Source organism: Rhodococcus sp. JVH1 (genome assembly GCF_000280725.2).
GTDB classification, from domain to species: domain Bacteria; phylum Actinomycetota; class Actinomycetes; order Mycobacteriales; family Mycobacteriaceae; genus Rhodococcus_F; species Rhodococcus_F jostii_A.
Genome location: NZ_CP166289.1, coordinates 4,910,067 through 4,931,602, shown reverse-complemented (window position 1 = coordinate 4,931,602; position 21,536 = coordinate 4,910,067). Strand labels below are relative to the sequence as shown.

General features: G+C 66.7%; 22 protein-coding genes and 1 pseudogene. 18 read left to right on the top strand and 5 right to left on the bottom strand.

Features of this window, described 5'->3' with window-relative positions:
* The first annotated feature begins 39 nt into the window (after positions 1–39).
* From JVH1_RS22755 to JVH1_RS22725, 7 genes are all read left to right on the top strand, one after another.
* On the top strand, positions 40–1,155 hold the full coding sequence (locus JVH1_RS22755) for an NDMA-dependent alcohol dehydrogenase (protein WP_009475608.1): 1,116 nt from the start codon (positions 40–42) through the stop codon (positions 1,153–1,155).
* 66 nt (positions 1,156–1,221) lie between these two features.
* Positions 1,222–1,542 (top strand): multidrug efflux SMR transporter, encoded by a 321-nt coding sequence (locus tag JVH1_RS22750; protein WP_009475609.1) that lies wholly within the window; start codon positions 1,222–1,224, stop codon positions 1,540–1,542.
* 52 nt (positions 1,543–1,594) lie between these two features.
* Entirely contained in the window at positions 1,595–2,164 is a 570-nt protein-coding gene (locus JVH1_RS22745; RefSeq protein ID WP_009475610.1) for a TetR/AcrR family transcriptional regulator, read from the top strand.
* A 172-nt stretch (positions 2,165–2,336) separates the two neighbouring features.
* On the top strand, positions 2,337–4,295 hold the full coding sequence (locus JVH1_RS22740) for a primary-amine oxidase (protein WP_009475611.1): 1,959 nt from the start codon (positions 2,337–2,339) through the stop codon (positions 4,293–4,295).
* Positions 4,288–5,727: an APC family permease gene (locus tag JVH1_RS22735; protein WP_009475612.1), complete on the top strand. Its 1,440-nt coding sequence runs from the start codon at positions 4,288–4,290 to the stop codon at positions 5,725–5,727. The genes JVH1_RS22740 and JVH1_RS22735 overlap by 8 nt, the downstream gene beginning before the upstream one ends.
* Positions 5,728–5,735: 8 nt before the next feature.
* The gene (locus tag JVH1_RS22730; RefSeq protein ID WP_009475613.1) at positions 5,736–6,257 is read left to right on the top strand and encodes a DUF5134 domain-containing protein; all 522 of its coding nucleotides are present in this window, start codon (positions 5,736–5,738) and stop codon (positions 6,255–6,257) included.
* A 33-nt stretch (positions 6,258–6,290) separates the two neighbouring features.
* Positions 6,291–8,000, top strand: coding sequence for an amidohydrolase (locus JVH1_RS22725; RefSeq protein ID WP_009475614.1), 1,710 nt, complete (start codon positions 6,291–6,293; stop codon positions 7,998–8,000).
* An 82-nt stretch (positions 8,001–8,082) separates the two neighbouring features.
* On the opposite strand, the gene JVH1_RS22720 is transcribed toward JVH1_RS22725, so the two are convergent.
* Both JVH1_RS22720 and JVH1_RS22715 read right to left on the bottom strand, forming a co-directional pair.
* On the bottom strand, positions 8,083–8,352 hold the full coding sequence (locus tag JVH1_RS22720) for a hypothetical protein (protein ID WP_005250812.1): 270 nt from the start codon (positions 8,350–8,352) through the stop codon (positions 8,083–8,085).
* 98 nt (positions 8,353–8,450) lie between these two features.
* Complete coding sequence (locus tag JVH1_RS22715) at positions 8,451–9,956, bottom strand: PAS domain-containing sensor histidine kinase (RefSeq protein WP_009475615.1); 1,506 nt, start codon at positions 9,954–9,956, stop codon at positions 8,451–8,453.
* A 198-nt stretch (positions 9,957–10,154) separates the two neighbouring features.
* Here JVH1_RS22715 and JVH1_RS22710 point away from each other — a divergent pair, with 198 nt between their 5' ends.
* The 7 genes from JVH1_RS22710 to JVH1_RS22680 are packed head-to-tail and all read left to right on the top strand — an operon-like array spanning position 10,155 to position 15,782.
* Positions 10,155–11,315 carry an acyl-CoA dehydrogenase family protein gene (locus tag JVH1_RS22710; RefSeq protein WP_043779358.1) on the top strand — a complete coding sequence of 387 codons (1,161 nt, stop codon included), beginning with the start codon at positions 10,155–10,157 and terminating at the stop codon, positions 11,313–11,315.
* A gap of 28 nt (positions 11,316–11,343) precedes the next feature.
* Complete coding sequence (locus JVH1_RS22705; RefSeq protein WP_009475617.1) at positions 11,344–11,721, top strand: hypothetical protein; 378 nt, start codon at positions 11,344–11,346, stop codon at positions 11,719–11,721.
* A gap of 5 nt (positions 11,722–11,726) precedes the next feature.
* Positions 11,727–12,227, top strand: a complete 501-nt coding sequence (locus tag JVH1_RS22700; protein WP_009475618.1) for a nuclear transport factor 2 family protein — start codon at positions 11,727–11,729, stop codon at positions 12,225–12,227.
* Complete coding sequence (locus JVH1_RS22695; RefSeq protein WP_043779361.1) at positions 12,227–13,501, top strand: Rieske 2Fe-2S domain-containing protein; 1,275 nt, start codon at positions 12,227–12,229, stop codon at positions 13,499–13,501. The genes JVH1_RS22700 and JVH1_RS22695 overlap by 1 nt, the downstream gene beginning before the upstream one ends.
* Positions 13,491–13,994 carry an aromatic-ring-hydroxylating dioxygenase subunit beta gene (locus tag JVH1_RS22690; protein ID WP_009475620.1) on the top strand — a complete coding sequence of 168 codons (504 nt, stop codon included), beginning with the start codon at positions 13,491–13,493 and terminating at the stop codon, positions 13,992–13,994. The genes JVH1_RS22695 and JVH1_RS22690 overlap by 11 nt, the downstream gene beginning before the upstream one ends.
* Before the next feature lie 41 nt (positions 13,995–14,035).
* Positions 14,036–14,776: an SDR family NAD(P)-dependent oxidoreductase gene (locus JVH1_RS22685; RefSeq protein WP_009475621.1), complete on the top strand. Its 741-nt coding sequence runs from the start codon at positions 14,036–14,038 to the stop codon at positions 14,774–14,776.
* Positions 14,777–14,822: 46 nt separating this feature from the next.
* The gene (locus JVH1_RS22680; protein ID WP_009475622.1) at positions 14,823–15,782 is read left to right on the top strand and encodes a PDR/VanB family oxidoreductase; all 960 of its coding nucleotides are present in this window, start codon (positions 14,823–14,825) and stop codon (positions 15,780–15,782) included.
* A gap of 15 nt (positions 15,783–15,797) precedes the next feature.
* Here the strand turns inward: JVH1_RS22680 and JVH1_RS22675 are convergent, their stop codons facing one another.
* Positions 15,798–16,418, bottom strand: coding sequence for a response regulator transcription factor (locus JVH1_RS22675; RefSeq protein WP_009475623.1), 621 nt, complete (start codon positions 16,416–16,418; stop codon positions 15,798–15,800).
* Positions 16,419–16,643: 225 nt separating this feature from the next.
* Between JVH1_RS22675 and hpaC the strand changes: the two genes are divergently transcribed.
* From hpaC to JVH1_RS22655, 4 genes are read left to right on the top strand one after another with little or no spacing between them, the layout of a single operon-like run.
* Positions 16,644–17,237: a 4-hydroxyphenylacetate 3-monooxygenase, reductase component gene (gene hpaC / locus JVH1_RS22670; RefSeq protein ID WP_009475624.1), complete on the top strand. Its 594-nt coding sequence runs from the start codon at positions 16,644–16,646 to the stop codon at positions 17,235–17,237.
* A 2-nt stretch (positions 17,238–17,239) separates the two neighbouring features.
* Positions 17,240–17,533 carry a DUF485 domain-containing protein gene (locus JVH1_RS22665; RefSeq protein ID WP_005255961.1) on the top strand — a complete coding sequence of 98 codons (294 nt, stop codon included), beginning with the start codon at positions 17,240–17,242 and terminating at the stop codon, positions 17,531–17,533.
* Between the two features lie 5 nt (positions 17,534–17,538).
* Positions 17,539–19,089: a cation acetate symporter gene (locus JVH1_RS22660; RefSeq protein WP_009475625.1), complete on the top strand. Its 1,551-nt coding sequence runs from the start codon at positions 17,539–17,541 to the stop codon at positions 19,087–19,089.
* Complete coding sequence (locus tag JVH1_RS22655; protein ID WP_009475626.1) at positions 19,086–20,363, top strand: amidase; 1,278 nt, start codon at positions 19,086–19,088, stop codon at positions 20,361–20,363. The genes JVH1_RS22660 and JVH1_RS22655 overlap by 4 nt, the downstream gene beginning before the upstream one ends.
* Before the next feature lie 15 nt (positions 20,364–20,378).
* On the opposite strand, the gene JVH1_RS22650 is transcribed toward JVH1_RS22655, so the two are convergent.
* Complete coding sequence (locus JVH1_RS22650; RefSeq protein ID WP_009475627.1) at positions 20,379–20,993, bottom strand: amidase family protein; 615 nt, start codon at positions 20,991–20,993, stop codon at positions 20,379–20,381.
* Positions 20,994–21,063: 70 nt separating this feature from the next.
* Positions 21,064–21,243, bottom strand: a pseudogene (locus tag JVH1_RS22645) (amidase family protein); the annotation flags it as partial.
* Positions 21,244–21,536 lie beyond the last annotated feature (293 nt).

Sequence of the window (21,536 nt, the reverse complement as noted above, 5' to 3'; positions counted from 1 at the left end):
CGCCCACAGCATCGACGTCGTCGGACAGGAGCAGGACTTATGAAGACCCAGGCCGCAGTGTTGTGGGAGCCCGGTCAGCCGTGGCAGATCGAAGAACTGGAACTCGACCCGCCGAAGCACGGTGAAGTGCTTCTGCAGTTGGCGGCGTCGGGAATGTGCCACTCGGACGAACATGTCCGTGACGGCAGCCTGCCGCTCGAGTACTACCCGTTCATCGGTGGCCACGAGGGCGCCGGCGTCGTGCTCGAGGTCGGGCCCGGTGTCACCAGCGTAGAGAAGGGCGATCACGTCGCCCTCGGATTCATCCCCGCGTGCGGCCGATGCAGGCAGTGCGCGACCGGCCAGTCCAGCATCTGCGACCTGGGAGCCCACCTGCTCGAGGGCTGGCAGATCTCGGACGGCACGGCCCGGCACCACGTTCGCGGCAAGGACGCCGCCATCCAGTGCCTGATCGGGACGTTCTCGCCGTACACCGTGGTCAACGAGGCTTCGTGCGTCAAGATCACGAAGGACATCCCCCTCGACAAGGCGGCGCTGGTCGGCTGCGGCGTCACCACCGGCTGGGGGTCGTCGGTGTACGCGGCCGGCGTCCAGGCCGGTGAGACCGTCGTCGTGATCGGCATGGGCGGCGTCGGCTGCGGGGCGGTCCAGGGCGCCGCGCTCGCCGGGGCCCGGCACGTCGTGGTCGTCGACCCGTCGGAATTCAAGCGGGAGCAGGCCAAGATCTTCGGCGCGACCCACACCGCGGCGAGCATCGACGAGGCGCTCCCCCTCCTCCAGGATCTGACGTGGGGCCAGCTCGCCGACAAGGTGCTCATCACCGTCGCGAATGCGAGTGGCCGCATCATCGCCCCGGCGATGAGCCTGGTGGCCAAGGGCGGCACCTGCGTCCACGTGTCGGTCGGCGACGTCACACAGAACGACGTCGATCTCAACCTGTTCGATCTGACGGCGATGCGCAAGACCCTCAAGGGAGCGTGGTTCGGCAACGCGAACATCCGGTTCGACATCCCTCATCTGCTGCGCCTGTACATGGAGGGTCAGCTGAAGCTCGACGAGATGATCACGAGGACATACACACTCGATCAGATAAACGACGGCTACGAGGCGATGCGGAAGGCCGAGAACGTCCGCGGCGTCATCATGTATTCGTAGATCGGCACAGTCGGGAGCGGTGGGGCGCTGCACGCCTCTCCGCTCCCGGCATGGTTCCCTGTCCCCATGCCGTACGTGTTCCTGATTGCCGCGATCGCCGCCGAGGTCTTCGGAACGAGCCTGCTGAAGTCCACCGAGGGCTTCACGAAGCTCTGGCCGACGGTCGGGTGCCTCGCCGGCTACATTCTCGCGTTCGTGTTCCTGTCGCAGGCGGTCAAGACGGTGCCGGTCGGCATCGCCTACGCCATGTGGTCGGGGCTCGGGACGGCGGCGATCGTCGCGATCGGGGCCGCCTTCCTCGGCGAGCCGCTGACCGCGACGAAGGTATTCGGCCTGGGGCTCGTCGTCTCGGGAGTGGTCGTTCTCAATCTCGGCGGAGCTCATTGATACCGTGGTCGCATGATCGCTGGTGGGGCAGGTACGCGTCGTGCCTAAGGTCGTGGATCACGACGAGCGGCGGCGCAGCATCACCGCCGCCGCCTGGCGGCTGATCGCCGCCCGCGGTATCGATGCTGCCAACATGCGCGACATCGCCACCGAGGCCGGGTACACCAACGGCGCCCTGAGTCATTACTTCGCCGGCAAGGACGAGATCCTCCGTACCTCGTACGAGCACATCTCCGAGGCCACCGACCGCCGGATCACCGAGGCGCTCGGCGACGCGACCGGACTCGACGCACTGCGCACCCTCTGCCGCGAAGTGATGCCGATCAACGAAGAGCAACTCCTCGAAGCCCGGATCGCCGCCTCGCTGTGGCCGCGGGCCATGTACGACGAGCAGATGGCCGCGACCAACCGCCGCACCATGGACCACTGGCGTGAGCAGATGGCGATCTTCCTCGAGCAGGCGCGCGAGGAGGGCTCCGTCGGCGACATCGACGTCAGCATCGTGGTCGAGCAACTGCTCAACATGATGATGGGCATGCAGATTCTGGGTGTCCTCACGCCGGGCGAAACGTCGTCGGAGCGTCAGCTGGAGATGCTCGAGCAGTTCGTCGCCGCACTCTGAGCCTTCCGTCGCTCAGCCAAAACCGTTGCTGCGGAATCCGATAGGGAACCATTTTTGACCGAACGGTCAGTTTGTTCGGGCGCGAAACTCACTGTTTACACGAGGACACCTCGGCTGTAACGTACGTCACTAAGGTTTTTATTCAACACCCGTAGAACCAAAGGATCGCGACATGCCCACCCTTTCCCCTGCGCGTATCGACCACCCGCTGTCGCTGCCGACCGTCGAAGAAATCGCCTCCCTCCGCGAGATCCTCGAGGTCGCCGACGCGCTGACCGAGCAGACGAGATTCGTCTATGTCGGCCTCGAGGAACCGGACAAGTCGACGCTGTACACGGCGGAGGCCCCCGAGACCGATCGCCGATTCCGCGTTCTGCTGCACGACATCTCGTCGCCGAACGCGGTGGACGTCGTGGTGTCCGTGACTCAGCGGTCGGTGATCAGCTCGGTGACCCTCGACGCCGCCCGCGACGGTCAGATGCCCGTCCTGGACGAGGAGTTCGAGCTCGTCGAACAGGTGCTGGCCGCCGACGAACGCTGGCTCGCCGCGCTCGCCGCCCGCGGACTCGACGTCGCCGACGTCCGGGTCGCTCCCCTCTCGGCCGGCGTCTTCGACTACCCCGGCGAGACGGGCACGCGGATCCTCCGGGGGCTCGCGTTCCGCCAGGACCACCCGAAGGACCACGCCTGGGCCCACCCGATCGACGGGCTCGTCGGATTCGTCGACGTGATGAACCGGACCGTCACCGACGTTCTCGACCTCGGCGCCGTCCCGATCCCCGAGGAGTCGGGCAACTTCGACGACGTCGCCGTCACCGGCCCCCTGCGCACCACCCAGAAGCCCATCGAGATCACCCAGCCCGAGGGACCGAGCTTCGTCGTCGACGGCAACCACGTCGACTGGGAGAAGTGGTCGTTCCGCGTCGGCTTCGACGCCCGCGAAGGTCTCGTCCTCCACCAGCTCGGATTCGCCGACGGCGACCGGGTCCGCCCCATCATCCACCGCGCGTCCATCGCCGAGATGGTAGTGCCCTACGGCGACCCTTCGCCGGTCCGGTCGTGGCAGAACTACTTCGACACCGGCGAGTACATGGTGGGCCGCTACGCGAACGCCCTCGAACTCGGCTGCGACTGCGTCGGCGACATCACCTACTTCGACGCCGTCATCGCCGACGAGTTCGGCACCCCCAAGACGCTGAAGAACGCCGTGTGCATGCACGAGGAGGACTTCGGCGTGCTGTGGAAGCACACCGACCTGTGGGCCGGCTCCGCCGAGACCCGCCGTCAGCGCCGTCTCGTCATCTCCTTCTTCACCACGATCGGCAACTACGACTACGGGTTCTTCTGGTACCTCTACCTCGACGGCACCATCGAGTTCGAGGTCAAGGCCACCGGGATCGTCTTCACGTCGGGTCACCCGGGCGGCGACTACCCGTACGCCTCGGAGATCGCTCCCGGCCTCGGCGCCCCGTACCACCAGCACCTGTTCAGCGCCCGCCTCGACATGATGATCGACGGCGACCGCAACTCCGTCGAGGAGGTGCAGACCAAGCGGGTGAAGATGGGCCCCGGAAACCTGCACGGAAACGCGTTCACCCTCGAGCGCACGCCGCTGACGAAGGAATCCGAGGCGCAGCGCCTCGCGGACAACAGCGTCGGGCGCGTGTGGCACATCAGCAACCCGAACAAGCTGAACCGCCTGGGCAAGCCGGTGGCGTACGCGCTCCACCCGGAGGGCCAGCCGATCCTGCTGGCCGACGACGACTCCTCGATCGCGGCGCGGGCGACGTTCGCCACCAAGCACCTGTGGGTCACCCGGTTCGACGAGAAGGAGCGTTACGCGGCAGGGGATTTCGTGAACCAGCACGCGGGTGGCGCCGGACTGCCGAGTTTCGTGGCCGGCGACCGTGATCTGGAGAACGAGGACGTCGTCGTCTGGCACACGTTCGGCCTCACCCACTTCCCGCGGCCGGAGGACTGGCCGATCATGCCCGTCGACTACACCGGATTCACGTTGAAGCCCAACGGCTTCTTCGACCGCAACCCCGCACTCGACGTTCCCCGCACCGTGTCGAAGCACTGCTCGACCGGTGGCGGCAGCTGCCACGCGGACGGGGGATCGGATGTCTGACACCACCACGGGTTCGGGAGCCGGCAAGTTACGCGGATCCATCGGCGTCGTCGGGATCGTCTTCCTCGTCATCGCCGCGGCGGCGCCGCTGACCGCGATCGGCGGCGCTCTGCCCGTCATGATCGCGATCGGCAACGGCGCGGGCGCCCCGACCGCCTACCTCATCGCCGCACTGGTCCTGCTCGTCTTCAGCGTCGGATACGCGGCGATGAGCAGCCACATGGTCGACACCGGCGCGTTCTACGCCTACGTCGCCAAGGGGCTGGGCGAATCCTGTGGGCTCGGCGCGGCCGGCCTCGCTCTGCTGACCTACACCGCCATCCAGGCCGCCGTATACGGTCTGGCCGCCGCGACGATTCAGGGCCTGGTGGTCCAGTACGGCGGACCCGACCTGCCGTGGTGGATGTGGGCGCTGGTACTCATCGCTCTCGTGGCCGTGCTCGGATACCGCAGCATCGACCTCGGCGCCAAGGTCCTGGGGGTGCTCCTCGTGCTCGAGATCGGCATCATCCTCGCGCTGTCCTTCGGCGTGCTGGTGCGGGGCGGGGCCGCGGGTATCGACTTTGCGTCGTTCACCCCGACGTCGTTCTTCAGCGGATCTCCCGGTGTCGCATTGATGTTCGCGATCGCGTCGTTCATCGGCTTCGAGGCGACCGCGATCTACGGCGAGGAGGCCCGCAACCCCCGGCGCACGATTCCGATCGCGACGTACGCCGCCGTGATCGTCATCGGACTGGTGTATGCGCTGGCGAGCTGGGCGGTGGTGCTCGCGTTCGGCAGCGACAACGTCTCGGCGGCGGCCGCCGCCGACCCTGCCGGGCTGACGTTCGCCGCCGCCGCGCAGTTCCTGGGCGGACCCGCGGCCGACGTCATGGCGATCATGCTCGTGACCAGCCTGTTCGCCGCGCTCCTGGCCTTCCACAACGCCATCTCCCGGTACGTGTTCGCCCTCGCCCGCAAGGGCGCGGCGCCGCGCGCACTGTCCCGCACCCACGCCAAGCACGGTTCCCCGCATATCGGCTCGGTCGCCCAGACGATCTCCGCGACGGTGGTCGTGGGGGTGTTCGCTCTCGTCGGCGCGGACCCGGTGCTGGAACTGTTCACCTGGATGGCGGGTCTGGCCACCGTGAGCATCCTGGTGCTGATGGTGCTCACCAGCGTCGCGATCATCGCGTTCTTCGCCCGCACCCGGCTGGATACCCGGCTCTGGCACACTCGCATCGCTCCGGTGCTCGGATGCGTGGGCCTGGTGGCCGTCACCGGGTTGGTGCTCGACAACTTCACCACGCTGATCGGCGGGTCGGAACTGCTCGCAGACATCCTGCTGGCCGTGATCGCGCTGTTCTTCGTCGCCGGACTGGTCGTCGCCCGGGTCACCCGGCAGAGCCGGGCGGATGTCGGGCAGCGTCGCGAACTCACCCCCACGATCTGAGTCCGGCGATGTTCGAGATCCCTGCCGTGCACGCGGCGATGCTCGTCGGAGCGGTCGGGGCGATCGTGCCGATGTGGCGGGCACACGGCACGGACTGCCGGGTGCGGATCGCGCACGGCGCGATGGCGGTGTCCATGGTGGCGATGATGATCCCCGGCGTGCCGGCGGGGATTCACCTGCTCGAAGGTGCCGTCCTCATCGCCCTCGCCGTATTCGTCACCGGTGAGACCATGCACCGCCGGACCGCCGTGCCCTGCGCGGTGGACCTCACCGCCATGGGTGTGCTGCTGCTCCTGGCCCCGACGTCCGCCCCCGCCCCCGCGGCGACGGCACCGGCGGCGTCGGGCCACCACCACGGTGGCGCTGGAATCTCGACGGGCTGGCTTCCACTCCTCGTGCTCGTGTGCTGGGCACTGTTGACACTGCATCTCTTTCGCTCCACCCCGCGCCGCGAGCGCCGGTCCGGCGTCAGGACCGCGGCGGCGGGATCCGCACTGATGATCCTGGGCATGGCCCCCATGGCCGTCTGACCGCTCTCGCAAAAAAGCAACCTGGAGGAACCGATGAGTTACGCCGATGCCGTCTACATCCACGGCAAGGTCTTCACCGTCGACGCGAATTTCACGATCACCACCGCCCTCGCGGTGCGTGACGGACTCGTCCACGCGGTGGGCAGCGATGCGGAGATCGAAACCCTGATCGGACCGGACACCGTGGTCACGGACCTCGGGGGGAAGACGATCCTCCCGGGTATCAACGACTCGCACCTGCACGCCATCGCCTACGGGCTCGACACCCCGCCGCTGTCGCTGGACGTGTCGTTCCCTGCTGTCCGGTCGATCGCGGACGTCCGTGAACTCGTGCGGAAAGCCGCCGCTGCGGCCGAGGACGGCGAGTGGATCATCGGAACCGGCTGGGACGACGGGTATCTCGACGAGTGCCTCGCCGAGGCCGGTCGGACGCCGAACCGTTGGGATCTCGACGAGGTGTCCCCGAACAATCCCGTGTTCCTGCAGGACTTCTCGCGGCACACGTCGTGGGTGAACAGCGCGGCGCTGGCGCTCGCCGGGGTGGACGAGACCACGCCGCTCCCGCCGGGCAGCCTCATGCCCGTCGGCGAGGACGGCCTGCTGACCGGCATCGTCATGGAGGGTGCGCAGGCCCTCGTGCAGCGTGTTCTCCCGGCCCTCACCCGGGAGCGCCGGGAGGAGGCACTCCGCTCGGCGATCTCGATCCTGCAGAGCGAGGGCATCACCAGCTTCACCGATCCCGCGATCGGCCCCGGCGGCGAGGCCCTCGCCGGTGGGGCGATGGGCGCCGAGGGTCTCGCGGTGTACGCCGATCTCGCCATCCGCGGAGAACTGGGCGCCCGCGTCAACCTTCTCCTCCTGCCCACCGGAATGTCCGGATCTGCAGAGGATTTCGGACAGAACCTCGCGAACATCGACGTTCCGGAATCGGTGGACCCGAAAATGTTCCGGGTTCTCGGGGTGAAGGTGTTCGCCGACGGCATCCCGCCGAGCAAGACCGCGTGGATGCACGAGGAGTACATCGGCGGCGGCTGCGGCTCCCTCTGCGTCGGCGGCGACACCGACGAGCGTCAGGTGTACGAGGTGACCGAGATGGTCCGCATCGGCCACGAGGCCGGCTACCAGATCGGTGTGCACGTCACCGGTGACCGTGCCATCGACACCGTCGCCGACGCGATCATCGCCGCGCAGAACGCGCACCCCCGCGAGGATGCCCGGCACTACCTGATCCACGGCGACTTCATCAGCGAAGCTACCCTGAAGCGACTGGCCGAGAACGGCATCGGCGTCAACATGAACCCTACGATCAAGTGGACGATCGCCGACCTGGAGGTCGGGGTGGTCGGGACCGAACGAGCCGCCTACGAATGGCCGTATCGCAGCGCCGTCGAATCCGGGGTGCACCTGATGAGCAGTTCCGATGCACCGGTCACACCGCCCGATTGGCGTCAGGGCATCTCGACGATGATCCTGCGCGAGAGCAAGGCCAGCGGCGCGGTGAGCGGGCCCGACCAGTGCATCGGCCTCGCCGACGCCGTCCGCACCTACACGATCAACGCGGCCTGGCAGGACTTCGCCGAGGACTGGAAGGGATCCCTCGAGGCCGGCAAGGTGGCCGACCTGTGCATCCTCGACGGCGACCTCGAGACCATCGACCCGCACGACATCCCGGCAATGCAGGTCGTCGCCACCGTGCTGGGTGGGGAGGTCGTGTTCCAGCGCGTCGCCGAAAGCGTCGCGTAAAGCCTCTATCGATACGTCAGAACTGCCGGTTCGCCGCTCGGTCGGCGAACCGGCAGTTCTGCGTCCTACCCCATCTGCCGGTTCACTGAGCCCATGCTGCCTCCGCGATCCAGTACTCGCTTCCGTCGGCGCTGATTCCGCGTTGCCAGTCGGTGGTCCGTCTCAGGTTCGGTTCGACGCGCGCGGTGGCCGCGTCGGCGCCGTCCGGTCCGTCCTCGCGGGTCTGCCAGTGGACCCAGTTCACTTCGTTGCCGTCCTCGTCGTGCACGAAGAGGTCGACGTGGTGCCAGCCGTAGCGGTGGGTGTCGGCGTAACAGGTCAGGAATGTCCGGTGATGATGCGAATAGTCCACGAGGTACCTCCGGGGCCGCGGTGGTGTTTCCCACCACGCTAGAACCGGATCGCGCCCAACGGAATCCAAGAAACCTTTAGCTGCGTGGGGTCGGTCGCTCAACGGTTCGGATCGGCGGGCAACGTAAACGTGAAGACCGCCCCGTGCGGATCGTTCTCGCGCGCGGTGAGTGTCCCGCCCTGGCGGGAGATGATGCGGTGGCTCAGCGCGAGCCCGATTCCGTGACCCGTGGACTTCGAGGTGAACGCGCCGTCGAAGATTCGGCCGTCCGGGATGTGCGAGAGACCCTTACCGTGGTCCTCGACGCTCACGACGCCCTCCGTCTCGGTGATGTCGGTGCGTACCGTCACGATGCGGTTGGCTGCCGGCCATTCCGCCATCTCGTCGATGGCGTTGAAACACAGGTTCAGAATGACCTGCCCGGTGAGCACACGTTCGCACACGACGGCAACAGTGTCGTGCGCCCGGAGGTACTCGACGTGAACTCCCTTCTGCCGCCCCCGGATGTCGATGAAATACGCGCATTCGTCGACGATGTCATTGAGATCGACGATCTGCTGGGACTCCTCGAGTTGTGTCACGTATTCACGCAGACTCCGGACGATCTGATTGGCCCGGTCGATCTGCTTGCGCGCCTCCCCGAGGCCCCAGCTCACCTCGTGGTGACCGCTCCGGCCGTCGTCGAGGCGGCTCTGCGTACCGGCGATGAAATTGGTGGCGGCCGCAAGCGGCTGGGCCAACTCGTGGGCGATGGCCATGGCCATGTCGCCCATCGCGTTGTAGCGGGCCAGGTAATTGAGGTACTGCGAGTCCCGTTCGTGCTCCTGCTCGGTGCGGACGTGTTCGGTGACGTCGTGGAAGAGCAGGAGGTGGCCGCTCAGATCGTTCTCGATACCGATGTGCTGGCAGCTCCCCGCATGCCACCGGCGCTCCTCGGGTGTCAGTTCCACCTCGTAGCGCAGGCTCTGGGAACCCCCGTCGGCGGTCGTCAGTTCCAGGGCGCGTCGCACGCTCTCCCGTGACTGACCCGCCCGGCAGAATTCCGTGAAGCGTTCGCCGACAAGCGATGCCACCGGAACCTTCAGGAGCTCCGACGCCGCCTCGCTCGCATACGTGACCCGGCTGTCGTCGTCCAGGACGAGGATTCCTTCGGCCATGTTCCGCAGGAACGCGGCCAACCGGGCCTCGGTGCGGGTGAGATCGGCCTCGGTGCGGGTGAGGTCGCGGCGCATCGACGTTTCCTGCTCGATGTCGCGGAACTGCACCATCACCACGGTCCGGGCATTCAACTCGACCCGGATCGCGATCGCCTCCGTCAGGACTTCTCGCCCGCTCTTCGCGCGATACGCCCATTCGATGACCGCCGCCCCGTTGTCGACGGCCTCCTGCAGCCACCGCCGTCCCACCGACCTGCGGTACCGCTTCGCCGGGGAACTCATATCGGGCGCCTTGAGCGGTTTGAGCTCTTCGACCGTGAACTCGAGCAGTTCGGACGCCGCCCGGTTCGCCCAGAGGATGTCCTTGGTGGCCGCATCGTGGACCAGGACGCAGTAGCGAAGGGACTCGACGAGTCGTTCGTAGTCGGACGGCGCGAGATCGGACAATGCAGCCTCCTTCGGCTCATCTCGAGTCTACTGAGCGGTCGGACCGGGAGCGCGATAGGGAAATCCTTTACTCCGAGGCGACATCTCTGCACGTCCGCGGGAGGAAGCACCGATTGAGTGATGCCCGCCACCGCAATAGCGTCAATTCGACACGAAAAACGCCACACCCCTTCTACTTCGCGTCGATCGGAGTATTTGATGACCAACGCACCGACCCTCGACACGACAGATGCCGCCGCGAACGGGACGCTGTCATTCGAGGACGTCCTCGAGCACGTCGCATTGCGGCGGGAAGAGTTCGCTCGCCAGAAGTTCGTGCCTCGCGACATGATCGACGAGTTCAAGCAGATCGGCATCTACCGCGCGGCGACACCCCGCCAATTCGGCGGCGACGCGCTCCCCCCGAGCGAGTTTCTGCGGATGATCGAACGCATCTCCGCGGTGGACGCGTCGGCGGGCTGGGTTGCCAGCTTCGGCTCCGCGCTCGTCTACCTGGCGGCACTGCCGCTCGCGACGCAGGCGGAGTTGTACAAGGACAGCCCCGACCTCGTCTTCGCGGGCGGGCTGTTCCCGGTGCAACCCGCCGAACAGGTGCCCGGAGGTCTGAAGATTCACGGGCAGTGGAAATTCGCCAGCGGATGCAAGGGCGCCGACATTCTCGGCGTCGGGATTCGCGGCGGCAACTCCACGGCGGGGAAGCCTCGCACCGCCCTGCTGTGGCCGAAGGACGTCGAGATCGTCGAGAACTGGGACGTGGTCGGTCTGTCGGGTACCGGAAGCCACGAACTGAAGGTCCACGGCGTCGTCGTACCCGAGGACTGGACGTTCATCCGGGGCGGGACCCCCACCGTCGACGAACCCCTCTACCGCTACCCCTCCATCGCGTACGCCGCCCAGGTCCTGGCCGTCGTCAATCTCGGAGTGGGCCGTGCTGCGCTCGACTACGCGATCAAGGTCGGAGCGGGACGCACGGGAATCACCGGAGCGCCCAAGCTCGCCGATCGCGCCTACTATCGCATCGACCTGGCCAAGGCGGAAGCGACACTGAGGTCCGCCCGTGCCTTCTTCTACGAGGTCACCGACGAGGCGTACGCCACGGTGGTCGCCGGCGACCCCGTCCCGGACAAGCTTGCGGCACTTCTTCGCCTGTCCTCGACGCACGTGGCCAAGGCGGGCGCGTCCGCCGTGCACACCGCATTCCAGTTGTCGGGCACCGGCGCGATCTACGACGGCAACGCGATGCAGCGATACATGCGCGAGGCCCTGGTCCCGCCGCAGCACGCCTTCCTCGGCGACGGCATCTACGACAGCGCCGGTGCGGTGCTCATGGACATCCCGCCGTTCCCCGGCTTCATCTGACCACCCCGTTCGAATCGAGGAGACCATCGTGAGTGACACCAAGACCGCACCGCTGCGAGTCCTGTTCTGCATCGGCATCAACCAGAACTTCTTCGACCTCCCGACCGGCCAGGGCGGGCTGGTGTGGAAGGCGTTCTCCGGGATGATGGACGCGGTGGCCGACACACCGGGCGTCCGGGTGATCGGGGACATCGACGACGACAGCCACATGGTCGGACCGTCGGACGGCTGGCCGTGGACCTGTTACATCCTCGCCGACGTCGACACCCAGGAGACCGTCAAGGCCGTCTGCAACCTCTTCCGCACCACCCCGGTCGGCGAGTACACGCTGTGGCGATACGCGAAGATCGAAGCCCGCATCGGCCGTGCACTCACCGTCCGCGAAGACGTCGACCTCGGCGCGTGAGCAGTATGCACTCTACGACCGCGGCCGAGCTCGTCGAGAGCCGTGCGGCCGTGCACCGCGTGATGTGCCGCTACATGGAACTGTGCGATGTTCCCTCCGTGGCGTTTTCGGTCGAGGAACTCGCCTCGCTGTTCACACCCGACGCGGTGTGGGAAGGCATCGGTACCGAGTACGCGCACAAGTTCGGCACGCGTCGGGGCCTGCCGGAGATCGTCGGAATGCTCACCGCGTACCTTCCACCGAACTCCCATTTCCGCGCAAATGTGCACCTGCTCGGCAATGAGCAGATCGAGGTGGACGGCCCCGAGGCCCAGGGGCGGTGGATCATGCAGCAGCTGTCGCGATACGAGGACGGATCAGCCGAACTGCTCGTCGCCCGCATCACCGCCGAGTGTGAGGTCCGGGGCGGTACCGCCCGAATCAAGCACTTCACGACCGAGAAGCTGTTCGTCACTCGCCTCGACGAGGCGACACGACTGCTCGAATCGAATGGAAAGAGAACGTGATGACCACTTCGCTGGATCCCACCAACTTCGCGGACCTCGCCACGGACGACCGCGTGGACGGATCGCTGTACACCGACCCCGATATGTTCGAGGTGGAACTCGAGCGGATCTTCTACCGCACCTGGGTATGGGTTGCCCACGAGAGCGAGATCCCCGAGGCCGGAAGCTACAAGATGGCGACCATCGGCCGGCAACCGGTGATCGTCAACCGCGACCGCAAGGGAAACTTCAACGTCCTGCTGAACCGGTGCCGCCACCGCGGGGCCAGCGTCTGCGAGGTCCCCAAGGGCAAAGCGAACGGGTTCACCTGCCCGTATCACAGCTGGTCGTATGCCCTCGACGGTCGTCTGCGCGGAATTCCGTACCCCGACGGTTACGACGAGAACCTCGACAAGAAGGACCTCCCCCTCCAGAGTCTGCGGGTGGAGTCGTACGCCGGCATGATCTTCGCCAGCTTCAACCCCGACGTCGAACCCCTCGACGACTTCCTCGGCGACGCGAAGGTGTGGATGGACCTGTTCATGAAGCAGGGCGCCGGATACCCCATCAAGACGCAGGGCGAACATTGCTTCCGCTTCCGCGGGAACTGGAAGATCCAGTTGGAGAACACCACCGACGGATACCACTTCCCGATCGTGCACCGGTCCTGGATGTCCTCCGTCGACGCCGAGACCGCCGACATGCTCTCCTTCATGACCGACGACAACGCCGTCACCCACGCTCTCGGAAACGGCCACAGCGTCGCGATCATGGTCCCGGAGCACGTCGACCTGGACCACGACGACGGCACCGAGAAGATTCAGGCGCGTTTCGACCACATCGTCGAAGAACTGTCGAAGACGATGCCCGCCGACAAGGTCCGCCGCATCGTCCGCTCCATGCACGGCGCCGGGTTCAACCTGAACATCTTCCCCAACGTCGCGATGTCGATGTCGTTCTTCCGGGTGCTGCGACCGATCTCCGTCGACGAGACCGAGATCCGGCACATCGCCCTCGGCATGGACGGCGGACCGGAGATCGTCAACCGCGAACGCCTCCGCATCCACGAACATTTCCAGGGCCCGTTCGGGTTCGGCAGCCCCGACGATTCCGAGGCCTGGGACCGGGTACAACGCGGATCGCGCGGCGCACCCGGAATGCCGATCATGGTGAACCGCGGTCTGGGTCGTGAAGCGCTCGACAGCGACGGACATCGCACCTCGCACGTCACCGACGAAACCGGAATGCGCGAGGCCTACGCAATGTGGAAGAGGATGATGACCGATGAGCACTGACCTCGTGACCGCCCAGCTCGCCGACACCCGCGTACTGCAGGCGATCGAACTCATCTGGCACGAAGCAGCACTCCTCGACGCCAAGGACTACCAGACCTGGGACGCCCTCTGGACCGACGAAGGCCGGTACGTCATCCCCATCGACCCGGACACCGACGACTTCGACGGATCGCTGAACATGGTCAACGACGACACTCGCATGCGGCGCATGCGTATCGAACGCCTGACCTCCGGCTACTCGATGTCCGCGCTCGCCGCCGCCCGGACGGTCCGCACCGTCTCGCGGTTCACGGTCGAGGAACGGACCGAGGACTCGATCACGGTGAGGTCTGCGCAGATCCTCGTGGGCTTCAAGCGCGACGACCAGCAGACCCTCGCCGCCGACGTCACGCACCGCGTTCGCTACACCGAGAGCGGGCCGCGGTTGGACCTCAAGGTCATCCGGCTCGTCAACTCCCAGGCAGCGGTCAACGCCTCCGGCTACCTGCTCTGACCAGCACTTTCCGAACCTTATCGATCGAACAGGAGCTCGATGTGGATTCTGTCGCAGTAGTCACCGGCGGCGGACGCGGCCTCGGTGCCGCGATCGCACAGCAATTGCACGACCGCGGATACCGCGTCGCGGTCGCGGACATCGACAGCGGTGCCGCGAAAGAGACTGCGGCGGAGCTGGATCCGGACGGCGACACGGCCATCGGCGTGGAACTGGACGTCCGGAAGCGGAAGAGTTTCGAAGCCGTCCGTGACCGGGTGATCCAGGAGTGGGGCGGCATCGACGTCCTCGTCAACAACGCCGGCCGGTCGCAGACGGGCTCGCTGATGGACATCGCGCCGGAGGAATTCTCCGACATCGTCGAGATCAACCTCAACGGGGCCTTTCTCGGCTGCCAGGTGTTCGGAAGCTACTTCGCCGCGAAGCGATACGGCAGAATCGTCAACATCGCGTCGCTGGCGGGACAGAACGGTGGCACGGCGACCGGCGCGCACTACGCCGCGGCCAAGGGCGGCGTCGGCACACTGACCAAGGTCTTCGCACGCGAACTCGCCCCGTCGGGGGTCACGGTGAACGCGGTCTCCCCCGGGCCGCTGGACCTGCCGGTCGTGCGCGAGACGGTGCCCGCGGACAAGCTGGCCGCCATCCTCACCACGATTCCGGTGGGCACCCTGGGCTCGCCCGCTTTCATTGCCGAGACCGTTGCCCTGCTCGCATCGCCGACGGCCGCGTCGGTCACGGGTGCCTGCTGGGACGTCAACGGCGGCCTGTACATGCGCTGACCCCCGCCCGCGGGCGACGGGTCGCAGCACCGGAGGAAGAATCACCATGAGCATGTTCACTGTCACTGTCGCGGACATTGTCGAGGAAACGCCGGACATCAAGTCGTTCCGGATTGTTCGGACGGACGGGTCACCGTTCGACCCGTACCCGGCCGGCGCCCACATCGACATTCTCGGTCCCACCGAGGTCCTCACCCAATACTCGCTGTGCAGCCCGCCGCACGAGTCCGAATCGTACGTTGTCGCCGTCAAACGCGAGACCGGCCCGCGCGGTGGCTCGGCCGCGCTGCACGATCGTGTGAGGATCGGCAGCGAGTTGCAGATCAGCCGGCCCCGCACACTGCTCACGCTCGCCGAAGACGCGGACCGGCACATCCTCGTCGCGGCGGGGATCGGGCTGACCCCGATGCTCAGTCTGGCGTTCGCGTTGCACCGGCGGGGACAGCAGTTCGACCTGCACTACTTCGCGCGGACGAGGGCGCAGGCCGCGTTCGTCGACCTGCTGGAGAGCGCGGACTTCCGCCGGGACGTGCACCTGCACTTCGGCCTGACGAGGGACGATCAGCTCTGCGCCCTCGAGAAGATCGTGGCGGACGCGTCGGCCGCCACCCACGTCTACACCTGTGGCCCCGAAGGTTTCATGGATCGGGTCCGCGGGCTGGCCGAACCCGCGGTCGGTGAGGACGCGGTCCATGTCGAGCACTTCGAGGCGGCGACGGCTGTCGCGACCGGGTCGGACACGGCGTTCGAGGTGGAACTCGACACGGGCGAGGTGTTCGAAGTGCCTGCCGGAAAATCCATCGCCGACGTACTCGAAGAGAACGACATCGAGATCGACACGTCCTGCAGGGAGGGTATCTGCGGCACATGCGTCCTGGACGTGCTGGAGGGCGAACCCGACCACCGCGACAATTGCCTCACCAAGAGTGAGAGAAAGGCGGGAGACAGAATTGCAGCGTGTGTGTCGCGCGCGAAATCCGACCGCCTCGTCGTCGAACTTCCCTGAAAGTGCCGAATAATTTCAGGTCACGGCAATTCCGGCCTGCAGAATATCGCGGACGAGAACGGCGATGCTTTCTGCTCCGGTCTTTTCCTTGATACGGGTGCGATGCACGTCGACCGTCTTCACGCTGATACCCAGCTCCTTGGCGATGTTCTTGCTGGGCAATCCGTCGAGGACGAGTGCGAGAATTTCCCTTTCGCGCGCCGTCAGCGTGTCGATCCGGCCCTGCAACTCTGTTCTGTTGCGTCGCTCGCCGAATCGTTGACGCGCGACCCGGAGCGCATCCTGAATCACGTCGAGCATGTGCTGCGGATCGTAGGGCTTTTCGATGAACGTCACCGCACCCCGCTGCAGCGCCCGCACCGACATCTTGATGTCACCGTGTGCCGACACGAAGATGATCGGGATCGGGGATTCGTCGGCGAGCAGTGCCTCCTGGAGCTGGAATCCGCCGACTTCCGGCATCCGGACATCCAGAACGAGGCAGGCCGGGATGTCGCGACGGTACTCGTCCAGGAAGGACTGCACCGAGAAGTAGTACTCCGACGTGATGTTGACCGAATCGAGCAGCCACGCAAGCGATGCGCACAACTCCTGATCGTCGTCGACGATGTAAACCCGTGTTTCCTGCTGATCCATCGAATCCTGCCTCGCACAGATGACTTGCTTCCTCGTCCAGTGAACACCGACCGTAACGGAAGCGGGAGGCAACTGAAGGAATCCCCTACCCGGGTAGGCGACTTACTGCGAGAAAGTAGCGTCGCCGCCAATGTTCCCACCCAGGTGATTCGTCCTATTCTTCTCGGGGAACGCGGGCGCACCACGAAAGACACGACTTCCTGTTCCAACTCACGGAGGCTGAAAATGCCCGAACTCACTACCATGCAATTGAGCTTTCGCACCGCCATGGCGAACCTGCCCGCCGCGGTCAACATCGTGACGACCGACGGCCCTGCCGGGCGCTGCGGAATGACGGTGACCGCCGTCTGCTCGGTCACCGACTCCCCTCCCACCGCCCTGGTGTGCGTGAATCAGAACAGTGCGATGCACAACGTGTTCCGGCACAACGGCCGAGTCGGAATCAATGTTCTCTCCGGCGACGACGAAGAGCTGGCCATGCATTTCGCGGGCGCAACGAAAGTCGCGATGGCAGACCGCTTCCACTGGGACATCTGGGAGGAAGACACCGACGACGGTGTTCCGATCCTGCGCGCCGCCCACGTGGTGCTCGCCGGCCGGATCGCGGACAGCAAGACCGTGGGTTCGCATTCGGTGCTGTTCGTCGAACTGGACCGCGTGCAGACGCGCGAACACGGCGACAGCCTCGTCTACTTCCAACGCAAGTTCCACCGTTTGTCGGTTCCGGTCGAGTCCCCCGACTGGCTGTTCTACGACGAATGGTCCGACCCGATAACCGTGACGCCCACCCTCGTTCCCGCCGCAGCCGGAGGTAAATAGCCATGGTCACCTCGTCACCGCCCGAACAAGTCCCACAGAATTCCGACCTGCAGGTGCTCGCAGACACGCGCGCCGCCTTGACCTTTCGTCTCAGCGCCCTGGTCCTCGCACTGTTCCTGCCCCTGCCGATCCTCGGTGGGTTCACCTCGCTGCTGGACGGCGTCGTCTTCAGCGGTGTCACCGTGGCGTGGCTCTACGCGGTCGCGCAGTTCGTCGTCGCCATCGTCGTGGCCCGGTATTACATGGCACGGGCAGCCGAACTCGACTCCCGGACCGCCTCGCGGGCGAAAGGATAACAGCCATGAACCTCGTCTCCGCATCGCTCTTCGCCGCCCTCGTCGCCGTCACTCTGATGATCACCGCGTGGGCTTCCAAGAGGAACAAGTCCGCCGCCGATCACTACGTCGCGGGCGGCAGCCTCACCGGCAGGCAGAACGGTGTCGCCATCGCCGGCGACTTCATCTCTGCCGCCTCGTTTCTCGGAGTCACCGGTGCGATCGCCCTGACCGGTTTCAACGGGTTCTATCTCGCGGTCTTCGTGCCCGTGGCGTTCGTCCTCGCGATGCTCCTGATCGCGGAACCCCTGCGCAACCTCGGCCGCTTCACGCTGGCGGACGTCCTCGCCACCCGGTTCCCCGGCAAGGACGTGCGGTCGATGATGGCCATCAGCACGGTGGTGATCAGCGTGGTCTATCTCGTGTCGCAGCTGGTCGGGGCCGCGCTTCTGGTGTCGCTGCTGTTCGACCTCGACTACGCCGTGGCCGTGTTGATCATCGGAACACTCACCACCGCATACACACTGGTGGGTGGAATGCTCGCCACCAGCTGGATCCAGATCATCAAGACCGGTCTTCTCATGGTCTGCGCCGTGGTGCTGTTCGTTCTCGTGCTGGTGCGGTTCGATTTCAACCCCTTCGGCCCGTTCAGCACCGCGCTCGCCGAGTTCGGGCAATCGTTCGTCGCGCCGCAGCGCACGTCCGGTGCCGCGTCGTTCGATCAGTTGTCGCAGACCGTCGGGCTCGTCCTCGGCGTGCTCGGCCTGCCGCACGTCATGATCCGATTCCTCACCGTTCCGGACGCGAAGCAGGCGAGAACGTCCGCCTACACGGCGATCTGGATCTTCTTCGCCTTCTACCTGCTGGTACCCGTGCTCGGCTACGGCGCCGCCAAGCTGGTCGGTGTCGAGGTGATCAAGTCCGAGAACAGGGGCGGCAACCTCGCGGTCGCCCAGCTCGCCGAGACGGTCGGCGGCGGCGTCCTGCTGGCGTTCGTCGCGGCCGTGGCGTTCGTGACCATTCTGGCCGCACTGTCCGGCCTGGTGATCGCAACCTCGGGTGCGATCGCACACGACCTGTACGGGCAGGTGATCAGGAACGGGTCGGTGTCGGCGAAGGCTCAGCACCGCGCAGCCCGGGTCGCGACGGTGGCCACCTGCGTCATCGGTGTCGCCATCGCGTTCGCGGCGCAGAAGCAGAACGTCGCGTTCCTCGCGTCACTGGGCATGTCCATCGCCGCGTGCGCGAACCTGCCGGCGCTGCTGCTGACCATGTACTGGAAGCGCATGACGGCGCGTGCCGTCATCTCCGGCATCGTGGTCGGGCTCGTCCTGTCGGTCACCGTCATCCTGCTCAGCCCGGTCGTGCAGGGACCGGACTCCATTCTCGGATTCTCGAACCCGGCACTCGCCGTGGCACCCCTCTCGCTGGCGGTGTCCATCATCGTCGCGCTGGTGTCGGCGCCGTCCGGGGAGACGAAAGCGCGAGCAGATCGACTCTTCTCGGTGATGCGCACCCGAGCGCTCACCGGGCAGACCGAGACGACGGACGACGACACGATGGTGGCGATGCAATGAAGACGGAACTACGGTCACCGAGCCCACTCCGGGACCTGGCGGAGCAGCTGGCGACGGGCGCGACGACGCCCATCGACGTGGCGGAGGCGGCACTCGCACGGATCGCGGACCTCGATCCGGAAATCCACGCCTGGGCCCACCTCGACGCCGACGCGGTGCGGTCCGCGGCCGCCCGGATCCAGGACAGCGGCCCGGACGGCGCACTCTGGGGCGTCCCTGTCGGCGTCAAGGATCTCATCGACGTCGCCGGGATGCCGACGCGCTGCGGTAGTGAGCTGCGGAGCACGGATCCGGTGACGACGGACGCCGACTGTGTGGCACGGTCGCGCGCACTCGGCGCGCTCCCGTTCGGCAAGACCGTCACCACCGAGTTCGGGTACTTCACGCCCGGCCCGACCCGCAATCCCCGCGCCCTGGACCACACGCCCGGCGGGTCGTCGAGCGGCTCGGCGGCAGCGGTGGCCGCCGGCATGGTGCCGCTGGCGTTCGGCACGCAGACCGCGGGGTCGCTGACGAGGCCGGCGTCGTTCTGCGGAGTCGCAGGTTTCGTCACCGCCCACGGCGAACTCCCCACCGCGGGCATCACCGGGTTGAGTCCCAGTCTCGACACGGTGGGACTACTGGCACGGACCGTGCCCGATCTCCACTTCGCGTGGACAGCACTGCGCGACGGCACGCGGGCGCCCGTCCTCCTGCCTTCCGCGCCGCGCCGGCTTCGCCTGTGGAGTGGGTTCGAGCTCGGCGAGCTGTCCCGAGAGATGACGGCGGCGCTCAGGGCGACCGCCGATTCCGCAGAGTCGGCGGGGATCGAGTGCCGTGAGTTGGACGCCGCCGCAACGATCGTGGCGCTGACGGAACATCACCACACGGTGATGGCGTACGAGGCGGCCAGGGAACGTGCCGCCGAGGCCGCGCAGACCGACAAGATCAGCACACCCCTCGCCGAATTGTTCGCCGCGGGGGCGGCGGCCACCGAGGCGGACTACCGTGCCGCCCTCGCCGGCATCCGCGAGACCCGACAGCTGCTGCTCGCGGCGTTGGACGAGGACGAAGCCATCCTCGGGCCCGCGGCTCTCGGCGCCGCTCCACCCGGGCACGGCGCAACCGGGACGCCCATCCTGAGCCGACCGTGGCAGGCCCTGGGACTGCCGGTGGTCACGATCCCCGGGAAGCGTGACAGCGCGGGCCTGCCGCTCGGATTGCAGCTGATCGGACGACCCGGCGCCGAGCAACGCCTGTTCGAGACGGCCGCGTGGCTGGAATCCGTGCTCTGAAACGACAGAAGATCGTCAGTCGACGAAGATCGACGGTTGGCGATCCTTCCACGGCGCAGCCTGCTCCAACTGCGCAGCCACCTGCAGCAGCAGATCCTCTCTGCCGGTGGCCGCGACGAGCTGGACGCCGATGGGGAGGCCCTCCGGGCTCAGCGCGAGCGGCAGGCTGATCGCGGGATTCCCGGACACGTTGAACGGTGCCGTGAACGGTCCGAACTCGAAGATGCGACGTAACCACGAGCGCACGCTGTGCCCGGGGTCGTCGTAGTCGAGGGTGCCGTGCGGCACCGGCAGCCAGGCGACGGTCGGGGTCACCAGCAGATCGAATCGGGTGAAGAACAGCCCGATGGACCGGGTCACCCGGTGTTGCGCATCGAGTGCTGCCGCGACGTCGAGCGCGGTGAACGCCTGGGTCTCCTGCAGCACGGTCCGCGAGACCGCCTCGAGCAGAGCGGGATCGGGCCGGCGTGGAGCGCGCAGGATCGCCGCACCCGTGGCGATCGCGGTGAGTGTCGACGCCTCGACGACGTCCTCCGCGTCGAATTGCGGGCGCGTCTCGGTGACGGTGTGGCCGATCCATTCGAGGATCGTGCCGGCGGCGACCGTGGCCTCCGATACCGTACTTTTCACCGACCGCCGGGGCGGCAACGGCGTCCAGCAGATGGGCCGTGTCGCGGACGATTCGGGTGAGGGCGAACTCGTAGATGTGCCCGAACCCGACCTCGCCGACCAGTGGGCCGCACGGGATTCGGCCGCGGCTCGGTTTCAGGCCGATGAGCCCGCAGCACGAGGCAGGCACCCGTAGCGAACCGGCGCCGTCGTTGCCGTGCGCCAGCGGAACCGCCCCCGCGGCGACGAGCGCGGCGGATCCTCCGCTCGACCCGCCGGTTCCCCGATCGAGTGCCCACGGATTGCGCGTCGGCCCGTACCGCGGATGCTGCGGCTACCGAGTGTGAACGGCACGCCCTTCGCGAACGGGCCGCTGTCCTTGATGACGAACGGCACCCCCGCCAGTGGACCGTCGGTCCGGTGGTCGAGGGCCGGATCGAACATGGGCAGGGTCAGTGCCCCGAGGTCGGCATCGGCCTGCGCGATCGCTTCGCGCGCAACGGATTCGACCTCCGTCGCCGTCACCTCACCGGCCCGGATCAGCTCACTCAGGCCGACGGCGTC

Bases quoted from the DNA above. Each gene is read 5' to 3' on its own strand.
- JVH1_RS22755 (WP_009475608.1), top strand. From the start codon at position 40: ATGAAGACCCAGGCCGCAGTGTTGTGGGAGCCCGGTCAGCCGTGGCAG.
- JVH1_RS22750 (WP_009475609.1), top strand. From the start codon at position 1,222: ATGCCGTACGTGTTCCTGATTGCCGCGATCGCCGCCGAGGTCTTCGGA.
- JVH1_RS22740 (WP_009475611.1), top strand. From the start codon at position 2,337: ATGCCCACCCTTTCCCCTGCGCGTATCGACCACCCGCTGTCGCTGCCG.
- JVH1_RS22735 (WP_009475612.1), top strand. From the start codon at position 4,288: ATGTCTGACACCACCACGGGTTCGGGAGCCGGCAAGTTACGCGGATCC.
- JVH1_RS22730 (WP_009475613.1), top strand. From the start codon at position 5,736: ATGTTCGAGATCCCTGCCGTGCACGCGGCGATGCTCGTCGGAGCGGTC.
- JVH1_RS22725 (WP_009475614.1), top strand. From the start codon at position 6,291: ATGAGTTACGCCGATGCCGTCTACATCCACGGCAAGGTCTTCACCGTC.
- JVH1_RS22710 (WP_043779358.1), top strand. From the start codon at position 10,155: ATGACCAACGCACCGACCCTCGACACGACAGATGCCGCCGCGAACGGG.
- JVH1_RS22700 (WP_009475618.1), top strand. From the start codon at position 11,727: ATGCACTCTACGACCGCGGCCGAGCTCGTCGAGAGCCGTGCGGCCGTG.
- JVH1_RS22695 (WP_043779361.1), top strand. From the start codon at position 12,227: ATGACCACTTCGCTGGATCCCACCAACTTCGCGGACCTCGCCACGGAC.
- JVH1_RS22690 (WP_009475620.1), top strand. From the start codon at position 13,491: ATGAGCACTGACCTCGTGACCGCCCAGCTCGCCGACACCCGCGTACTG.
- JVH1_RS22680 (WP_009475622.1), top strand. From the start codon at position 14,823: ATGAGCATGTTCACTGTCACTGTCGCGGACATTGTCGAGGAAACGCCG.
- JVH1_RS22675 (WP_009475623.1), bottom strand. From the start codon at position 16,418: ATGGATCAGCAGGAAACACGGGTTTACATCGTCGACGACGATCAGGAG.
- hpaC (WP_009475624.1), top strand. From the start codon at position 16,644: ATGCCCGAACTCACTACCATGCAATTGAGCTTTCGCACCGCCATGGCG.
- JVH1_RS22665 (WP_005255961.1), top strand. From the start codon at position 17,240: ATGGTCACCTCGTCACCGCCCGAACAAGTCCCACAGAATTCCGACCTG.
- JVH1_RS22660 (WP_009475625.1), top strand. From the start codon at position 17,539: ATGAACCTCGTCTCCGCATCGCTCTTCGCCGCCCTCGTCGCCGTCACT.
- JVH1_RS22655 (WP_009475626.1), top strand. From the start codon at position 19,086: ATGAAGACGGAACTACGGTCACCGAGCCCACTCCGGGACCTGGCGGAG.